Origin of the sequence: Shewanella sp. SP1S2-4 (assembly GCF_031932075.1) — a bacterium.
GTDB lineage: Bacteria > Pseudomonadota > Gammaproteobacteria > Enterobacterales > Shewanellaceae > Shewanella > Shewanella baltica.
In genome coordinates, this window is record NZ_JAUOET010000034.1 from 35,624 (window position 1) to 43,522 (window position 7,899).

Sequence of the window (7,899 nt, forward strand, 5' to 3'; positions counted from 1 at the left end):
TTCGAGCCAACACTCTCAAGTCGATACTTTTTCACAGACGCAGTCTACACATGTTGGGAAGAGATTTTGAATAATACAAAAGGTAGTCTGTTTATGGTGGCTGCGATGGCAGCATTTTCTATTGAAGACATGCTCATCAAGTCTGCAGCAGAAACCACCTCTATCGGCCTCATTTTAGCGTTATTTGGCCTCGGTGGGATGTTGATTTTTATACTGTTAACCTGGCGCAAGGGCGAAACAGTGCTTCACCCTGCGGCATTGTCGGCCCCCATACTGTTACGCGCATTGTGTGAAGTGATCGGCCGCTTCTGTTTTGCTTTAGCTATCACCTTAACACCACTATCAAGTGCATCCGCTATTTTGCAAGCCACACCTCTAATAGCCATGATTGGCGCAGCCTTGTTGTTCGGTGAACAAGTCGGTCATAAAAGATGGCTTGCGGTATTGGTTGGTTTTGTGGGCGTGCTGATGATCATTCGCCCAGGGCTTGATGGCTTTGAAGCCACCTCTTTATTTGCCGTTATCGCTACCTTAGGTTTTGCTGGACGCGATTTAGCAACCCGTGCCGCATCACCCGTGTTATCTAACATGCAACTCGGGGTGTATGGCTTTTTTGTGTTAATTCCGACAGGCTTAGCCATAATGATGTACCAAAATGAGCCCTTACAGTTTAGTACCACTGCGGCAACACAAATTCTCGGAGCCATCGTCTTTGGTGTCATGGCCTACAATGCGCTGACAATCGCTATGCGCGCTGGAGATGTCTCAGTAGTCAGCCCCTTTCGGTATACACGTTTACTGTTTGCCTTAGCGTTAGGCATATTGATATTTGGAGAATCCCCAGACTTACTGACACTTCTAGGGAGCTTACTCATAGTATTAAGTGGCGGCTATACCTTAGTCCAAACGCGTAAAAGAACCACGACGAATAACATACCTAATGCGGCATGAACTGAGTAAAACAACAAGGTCAATTGAAATCTCGGCTAAATTCTTCTCGAGTAAACTGACTCGACGAGGCGCAGAAACAAGCGCGATACACTCAACACAGATTCTGCCTTTGGTGATTTGCTATGGCATTAAAGCGTGCTAACGCTTAAACACTACTTTTGAGAGCTAATTTTTAAGCGCTAACTCTTAAGCGCTAGCGAATCAAGATTACCCAGCTTAAGATTTATAATTCAAATGGTTAACTTGCAACACTCGCGACGGCGAGCTTGCAAGTTATTGCATCAGCATAGCTGAGTTAATTATCTTCTTGAATCCATCCAAGTGAGTTCACAGGGACAACGTCAGTTATCTTATTGTGAGCGGCAGTAGTTGATGTTGGTTACAGCGAGTGCCTGTGGTTTTAATCCAATACTGCATTCCGATGGTGGCGCAATCGTCTCTAGGGGGCCGCAACGTCCCACACCGTAAGTCGCAAACTGGTTGGGGTTAATGTCCGCATGGAAGAACTGATTCGGAACCCGCACCTTCAAACCACTGTGTTCACCCAAAGAGTCGGTTAGTTGGTCGCCGATACTCATTAGCCAAAATACCTTCCGTTCAGCTTCCAGCGCCTCGCGCACAATATCTTTATATGCAACATTGGGTGTTGGTGTGGGTAAATTACTGCAAACCAGCTGTTTGGTGTTGCGTGAAAAATAGGTGAACCTATCTACGACCTTGGCATCAAGACCCATGTTCTTTTCAAGCCAATACTGAGTGGGTTTAGCACTTTGGTTTTCACAATTACGGGCCGTGACAAAATAACAATCAACACCGTCTTTAAAACACCATTGTTTAGCAAAATCAACCATGCCCTGAATTGCTGGCCCCTTGCCCGTTGGGTCGGAATCAATTGCAGCGCTAAATTCCAGTGTATTATCGATATCAAACATCAATGCTGGCGTTTTTTTCTGCTGTTTGAGTGCATCGATTAAGCCGCTTTTTTTAAAAGACCACATCAGATCATCTAACCGTTTGCGCAAGGTATCAATATCAGTGGCATACTGAGATTGGGCACCATACTGAGAAAAACCTGTACTATCCTGCGTGAGTTGATAGTAGTTTTGGTCATCACTATTGGTCATCAATGGGCTGGGTGCGGGGACAGTGATGGGCTTGCAGTTATTGCCATCAGCATCGCACTTCGCATCTAAACAGATTTTCTCGGAACCGCTGTATTGATTCGCCGCCCCAATACGCACATCTAGTTGCGATTTATCGCGGGTCAACTCGCGGTACAAACTGAGCGGGTCTGGTGTTGTTGAATGAGCACTACACCCACTGAGAAAACTGGATATCAGCAGTAATAAAATAATATTTTTCATCGTGATACTCCGATAACAGAGTGATAGTGAAAAACCGCGCCGATTGAGCACGCGGTTCTTTACTGGCAATTAAAAGCAGGTTAACGACTCAATAAACGAAATGGCATTAACTTGCTTTGAGATCTGCTAACACATGATCTGCTGCCTGAAATGCCAACGCTGCCAAAGTGAGGGTGGGATTACCCGTCGCAACTGTTGGAAACACGCCGCTACCGACTAAAAACAGATTGCTATGATCCCAAGATTGCTGACGAGGATTCACCACAGATGTATCTCTACAGTCCCCCATTCGATACGTCCCCACAATATGTCCGGCACCGTAAAACGTAAAATTATTGCCCTGATATTCAAAATTATTCGAGGTTAACTCACGCTTATCACCATAGAAAACCGGCGCAGGCGGAGCCTTGGTATATTCGCGCGCACCAAGGGCATCAAAAAGTTTGGTCGAAATATCTTTAGCCGAGACAAATGCGTTGCGCACATAATCTTCGCGTACTCGATAGGTTAATTTGGGGCGCGGCAAACCTAAATTATCAGTCAAGGTCTCAGACAGTTCTACACGGTTTTCCGGATCCGGCAATTGCTCAATTAGATAGCCCATACGAATTTGCCGAGTGTAAATACCATTTAAGGTATTCACCAAGGAGGCGCCAAATAAGCTGCTATTTGCGGGCATTGCCGAGTCAAACCGCAATGGAATACCCTGTTGATTGACAGAATCCCCATTTAATTGCGAATTATTTTGACCAAATATAAAGTCAGCTAAGGTAGTGAATGGATCGTTCGCAGCCCACTGCCAACCCTCATTGCCGATTTCAATACGATAGGCGGCACGGTCTTTACGAAAGGCGCCATCGCGTAAACTTTCTATGCCCGCAGTAGATAGAGGTCCTCGAAAACCATAGACAGGATCTTTCGCCAAACCCCAGGCCAAATACATGATGTGGTCCATCAAATTACGCCCAACTTGATCGCTATGGTTGGCGACACCGTTTGGACAGGCTTTATTACGCTTAGACATGAGCAATAACTTAGGCGTCTCAATCGCGTGAGCGGCAATCACATATTTTTTAGCCGTAACAGTACCGCCGCCCGTTGCTACCCCTCCGTGAGTTTGATAGGTCACATAATCAATACCAACAACATCCTTTGTGTTTTCATCCACTTGAACATTTGTCGCAACGTGACGATAAAACACATCAACATTGCCGGTTTGCAATGCTCGTCCGAGCGTCACAGTGGCATCGTATTTGGCTTGGATTGGGCAAATAGGAATACAATTCGTATTACCCGCACATTGACGGCGTTCACCCGGTAATGAATTACGCCCTTGAGGGGTTGGCGTAACTGACAATTTAATCTTGTCGTACACCATATCGCTCACCGCTTGTTCGTATTGTTGATCGACTAAAGATGAAACAATACCAGGCATGGGATAATCGTAATTCGCGCCATAAACGCCATCCGGTGAAACATTAAATCCTCGATAAAGCTGATCCATCGCCTCTTTGTCACCCGCCACGCCAATCTCATTGGTCGCCTGTTCATAGTAAGGAACCAGCGCCTGATAAAATTGTTTTCCACCGGGCCAATCCACGCCCTGCTTATACTGGGTTTGCAATTCAAAATCATTGGGCAATAGATGTAAACTGGTTCCTAGCCAATGCCAAGTTGTGCCGCCGCCAATGCGCTCATAAGAACTGGCAAAAGCAAACTTTGCTTCAGGACTGTCTGGTTTCAAATGCTCAGGCTGCGGTGTGTAGTCGAAATAACATTGCTTTGGATTGCGCCATGCGCCAATTTGCAACACGGTATAACGCGGCACATTTTCCTTCGCAGGATCAGGCAGCCCGAGTGGATTATCCGCCGTCGATGCCGCTGGATTTTGCGTAGTAGGAGGATAAGGTGACTCAGGTGTTTTGGCATTGGCTTTAAAAAAGGTTTCCATGTAACCACTGCGGTCAACAGGCACTTCCTGCCCTGCTTCGAGGATTAATACTTTTTTCCCCGCCATCCCCAGTTGATAAGCCATGATAGAGCCCGCAATACCAGAGCCCACAATAATAACATCGTAATTGGTTTGAGCGCTCATACTGCACCTCCTTGATGACCCGTATATGCCGACAGTGCTGCGGGTGGTTTTGCCCAATAGCCATAACGATAATTTGAATCACCCATCGGATGCGCCTGCATAACTTGCCAGACTAGGCCCGTGGTATAACTTTTTGCCGAAATCATATCGCTAACTGTGGTCTCCGGATCTTTATCCGTCGCGGGAATAATGGTTGGCCATGCACCTGAGTACCACATAAAAATCAATTTACGACAGGCCAACACAAAATTCGTCCCGTTGTCTGGTGCCAGCATTTGCGTTCCAATTTGTTGATCTGATAATTGCTGCGCTTTTAACGCCGCATATTTTTGCAGAATAGTAGTCACTAAGGTTGGGTCCTTCGACTCTTCGGTTATTTTTTGCGTAAACACAGGTAAGTATTCGGATTTAATATCCACGGGATCCAACGTCGGGGCAATAATACTGGTTGCAAAGCCGGTTAATACCGCGCTCAAACCAATAAAATTATTCATAGTGTCGGCAGTCGCGCCTGTAATATCAGTCATGATGAGTTCCTTTCATAAATTATTGCGCGCGTTGCAGCAAGTAAGTGAAATCAGCAAAATTACCGTTAGTGGTTGCCGCATTATTGTGACAAGCCATACAGCTGCTTGATGTTTGCTTTACCGAACCCTGTATATAAGTTTCGAGCGTGGTGTTCGCTAAAAATGAGGGAGCAGGCACGCCCGTTGGATCGGTGGGATTTTTAGCATCGGTAGGCCATTGCGTACTGACCAATTCGTAATTCATCCATACCGATCCCGGCACCACAGCGTCGAGTGCAGCGTGATAACTGGCATTTAAGGCTTTAGCGTCGGCAGTAATAGGAATGACGCGTTCCACTTGAGTTGGTTTAGTGTGCGGATTTGCCGGATCCCACGGGCGTGCTGGTGGTTCATTGACTTTGCAGTCAGTACATTTAGCATCGTAAAAATTATATGCCGACAATGATGCTGACTCTCCTTGGGTTGGCGCGTTAGCGACGTGCTCAAAGGTAGACCAAATCCATTGTGGTTCGCCTGTGGTTTTGTGGGCAATGTGAAACCCGACTAAACCGACTTGTTCAAGCGTACACGCGGGCTTGACCCCGTGTTGCTCTTCTGGATTGTTATAAACTAGCGCATAAGTCGTATAGTAATTCGTCGCATCAAACTTGCCGCCCATTTCTATCCATGAGGCCTTAAGCATGATAGAACCTACCTGCCCGGTTTTACTGTCGCTCGCGGTAAAATCAACATCGGCATTAAACTGTTTCTGGCCTTTTTTACTGTAGAGGTTATTGTTCAAAATAAAATTGAACATGGTTTCATTGGTTAATATTTCATAACGGGTATAAAGCCCGTTTTGATCAATCAATGGACCCGTTGTAAAAGGCTCACCACTTTCATCCAACACATTCGGGGTCTTCCCTACTTGCGTTAAATAAATAGTCCCTTGAGGAATGGACTTGGGATCAATACTTTTGCAAACATCCGGCACATTATTGGACTGATCCCACCCAGGTGGTTTTACGCCATCGGGTAAAAAAATCTCCCGGCTTTCCTTCCAATGAAGCCACACTACAGGCTGGTTAGTTTTTTGCCCAATGGTGGACATGGTATTGGGTGTGCCATCGGCATTGGCAGGCCAATTCAGTGCGATAAAGGATTGCCAAGAAAAATCATCAAAATCATGTTGCAAACTCTCAAGAGAGAAAGGCGGTTTTGCAGCGATTTCCAATGGTATAACCGGGCTTAAGGTTGGTAAACTTGCGGCGGCTTTGGTAACGGCTGGCGATTCCGCTTGCACGGTCGCACTCATACACAAGAACAACGCACTATAACAAAAGTATTTGATATACATGAAATTAACTCTCCTTGTTGTTGGAACTTATCACTCACCATCACTACTGCTATAAAAACGATTAATCCTCTGTTGTTTGCCTAAGGTGCATAAGCCAGCCGAACTCTGCTATTTGCATAATTAAATTGCTATGACTTCATCTCGGACTCGTTCGATGCATAAAACACGTTCGATACAAAAAAATCGCGGTTTAGCTTGCTTTAACCTTACTTTGATAACGAAAAATATGAGTACTCTGCAGCATCTCTGCTACCTAGTGCAGATCTCAAAGTACAAATCGCGTGCAGGACTTAACCTCTGCCAAGTCCAGATAAATGGGTATAAAAATGCGATTGAAGTTTATTTTTGAGCGCCCCTGCTGATCTAAAGAACAGATCTGAAGCGACTGATATGGATAATGATGAACGTCTTTCATTGAAAATCCTTTTCATGACAGCGTTTTATCACGATACCTTGAGCCTAGATAATTCAATTAACACCAGATGCTTAATTGAAATCCGGTTAGCTCCGTGAAGGATAAGATATTCCTGCATTATTGCAGTGAAACTAATTCTATTCTGGTAGAAGAAGAGTTACCTTCTGAAAACATGCTAAGTTAAAAAATTGTTTACAATTGACTTATTGTCAAGTTTGAAACGGGAGATTTGTTGGATTTGCAGAAAGGAAGAGGCTGTACTTAAACTAAGGTATGGTTACTTGGTAAAGCGGACATAAAGCATGAGCCAGCGCATGTAACGCAGCTGGCTCAATACTGTTTATCAAGACTTAAAATCTTTCATCACGAATCGCCGGAAGTACCAGTTCACGTACATAAGATGCATCTGACAAGCTCAGGAGAGTTCGAACAAGGTTGACAACATCGTGCACTGGCACAAGGGTGCCATCGCCTCGCTGAGCAGCTTCGTCAATGGATGTTGCAAGCGTATCCTCCGTATTGAGATAACCCAGCTGCAAGCAAGTTACAGCCAGACCCTCTTCTCTGAAACCCTCTCGCAATGCATCACTTATACCGGTAAGAGCAAATTTAGACGCACTAAACGTCACTTCAGGACGCCCGCTTTGGCGTAGTCCAGATGTTGAACCCGTAAGGATTAACTGAGGTTTAGCAGAGTTGAGTAATTTAGGGATCAAGCGCTTAAGCAGAATAATTGTGCCCGTGATATTAATATTGACCATATCGACAATACTTTGATCCTCATCGTCAAGGAAGCTGTACTCGTCGGTGAAGGCTGAAGGTTCCCATACTCCAAAATTATAAATGAGTACATCCAGTTGCGCCGGAGTTTGCTGCTCAATCAATCGAACGGCTTCTAATGGCGAACTCATGTCTACATTAATCCATTCGACCTCAACGCAGGCGGGTAAATTGAGATCGCTGGGTTGGCTGCGTGAAACGCCAATAACAGTGTCACCCGCAGTACATAATCCCTCAATAAAAGCGCGGCCAAGACCCCTACCCGCTCCAACAACCATCAATTTCATAATGTTAAACTCTCCATCGGATTGAAACCATTAACGAGTACACAAGCGTATTTATGCTAATAGGCCAGTAATACGCACATGGTTAACTATCCGTATTAAATCAAACTGAACCGTTTGCAATTGAGCATTTGCCCCAAGGAAATA

The 7,899-nt window shown here is 45.2% G+C and carries 6 protein-coding genes; 1 reads left to right on the forward strand and 5 read right to left on the reverse strand.

What is annotated here, in order from left to right; all coding sequences use genetic code 11:
• The first annotated feature begins 93 nt into the window (after nucleotides 1-93).
• A complete protein-coding gene (locus Q4Q52_RS20275; protein WP_311991492.1) occupies nucleotides 94-951 on the forward strand; it encodes a DMT family transporter in 858 nt (285 codons plus the stop codon).
• 350 nt (nucleotides 952-1,301) lie between these two features.
• Here Q4Q52_RS20275 and Q4Q52_RS20280 read toward each other — a convergent pair whose 3' ends face one another.
• The 5 genes from Q4Q52_RS20280 to Q4Q52_RS20300 all read right to left on the reverse strand — a co-directional run bounded on the left by Q4Q52_RS20280 (nucleotide 1,302) and on the right by Q4Q52_RS20300 (nucleotide 7,755).
• Nucleotides 1,302-2,315 (reverse strand): hypothetical protein, encoded by a 1,014-nt coding sequence (locus Q4Q52_RS20280; protein WP_259559596.1) that lies wholly within the window; start codon nucleotides 2,313-2,315, stop codon nucleotides 1,302-1,304.
• A gap of 106 nt (nucleotides 2,316-2,421) precedes the next feature.
• Complete coding sequence (locus Q4Q52_RS20285) at nucleotides 2,422-4,410, reverse strand: GMC family oxidoreductase (protein WP_311991488.1); 1,989 nt, start codon at nucleotides 4,408-4,410, stop codon at nucleotides 2,422-2,424.
• Nucleotides 4,407-4,937, reverse strand: a complete 531-nt coding sequence (locus Q4Q52_RS20290) for a hypothetical protein (RefSeq protein ID WP_006087243.1) — start codon at nucleotides 4,935-4,937, stop codon at nucleotides 4,407-4,409. The genes Q4Q52_RS20285 and Q4Q52_RS20290 overlap by 4 nt, the downstream gene beginning before the upstream one ends.
• Nucleotides 4,938-4,956: 19 nt before the next feature.
• Nucleotides 4,957-6,273 carry a hypothetical protein gene (locus Q4Q52_RS20295; protein ID WP_311991489.1) on the reverse strand — a complete coding sequence of 439 codons (1,317 nt, stop codon included), beginning with the start codon at nucleotides 6,271-6,273 and terminating at the stop codon, nucleotides 4,957-4,959.
• A 765-nt stretch (nucleotides 6,274-7,038) separates the two neighbouring features.
• Nucleotides 7,039-7,755: an SDR family oxidoreductase gene (locus Q4Q52_RS20300; RefSeq protein ID WP_311991490.1), complete on the reverse strand. Its 717-nt coding sequence runs from the start codon at nucleotides 7,753-7,755 to the stop codon at nucleotides 7,039-7,041.
• Nucleotides 7,756-7,899 lie beyond the last annotated feature (144 nt).

What these genes read in the sequence shown, in the direction of transcription:
- Q4Q52_RS20275 (WP_311991492.1), top strand. Translation starts at nt 94, where the DNA reads ATGGTGGCTGCGATGGCAGCATTTTCTATTGAAGACATGCTCATCAAG.
- Q4Q52_RS20280 (WP_259559596.1), bottom strand. Translation starts at nt 2,315, where the DNA reads ATGAAAAATATTATTTTATTACTGCTGATATCCAGTTTTCTCAGTGGG.
- Q4Q52_RS20285 (WP_311991488.1), bottom strand. Translation starts at nt 4,410, where the DNA reads ATGAGCGCTCAAACCAATTACGATGTTATTATTGTGGGCTCTGGTATT.
- Q4Q52_RS20290 (WP_006087243.1), bottom strand. Translation starts at nt 4,937, where the DNA reads ATGACTGATATTACAGGCGCGACTGCCGACACTATGAATAATTTTATT.
- Q4Q52_RS20295 (WP_311991489.1), bottom strand. Translation starts at nt 6,273, where the DNA reads ATGTATATCAAATACTTTTGTTATAGTGCGTTGTTCTTGTGTATGAGT.
- Q4Q52_RS20300 (WP_311991490.1), bottom strand. Translation starts at nt 7,755, where the DNA reads ATGAAATTGATGGTTGTTGGAGCGGGTAGGGGTCTTGGCCGCGCTTTT.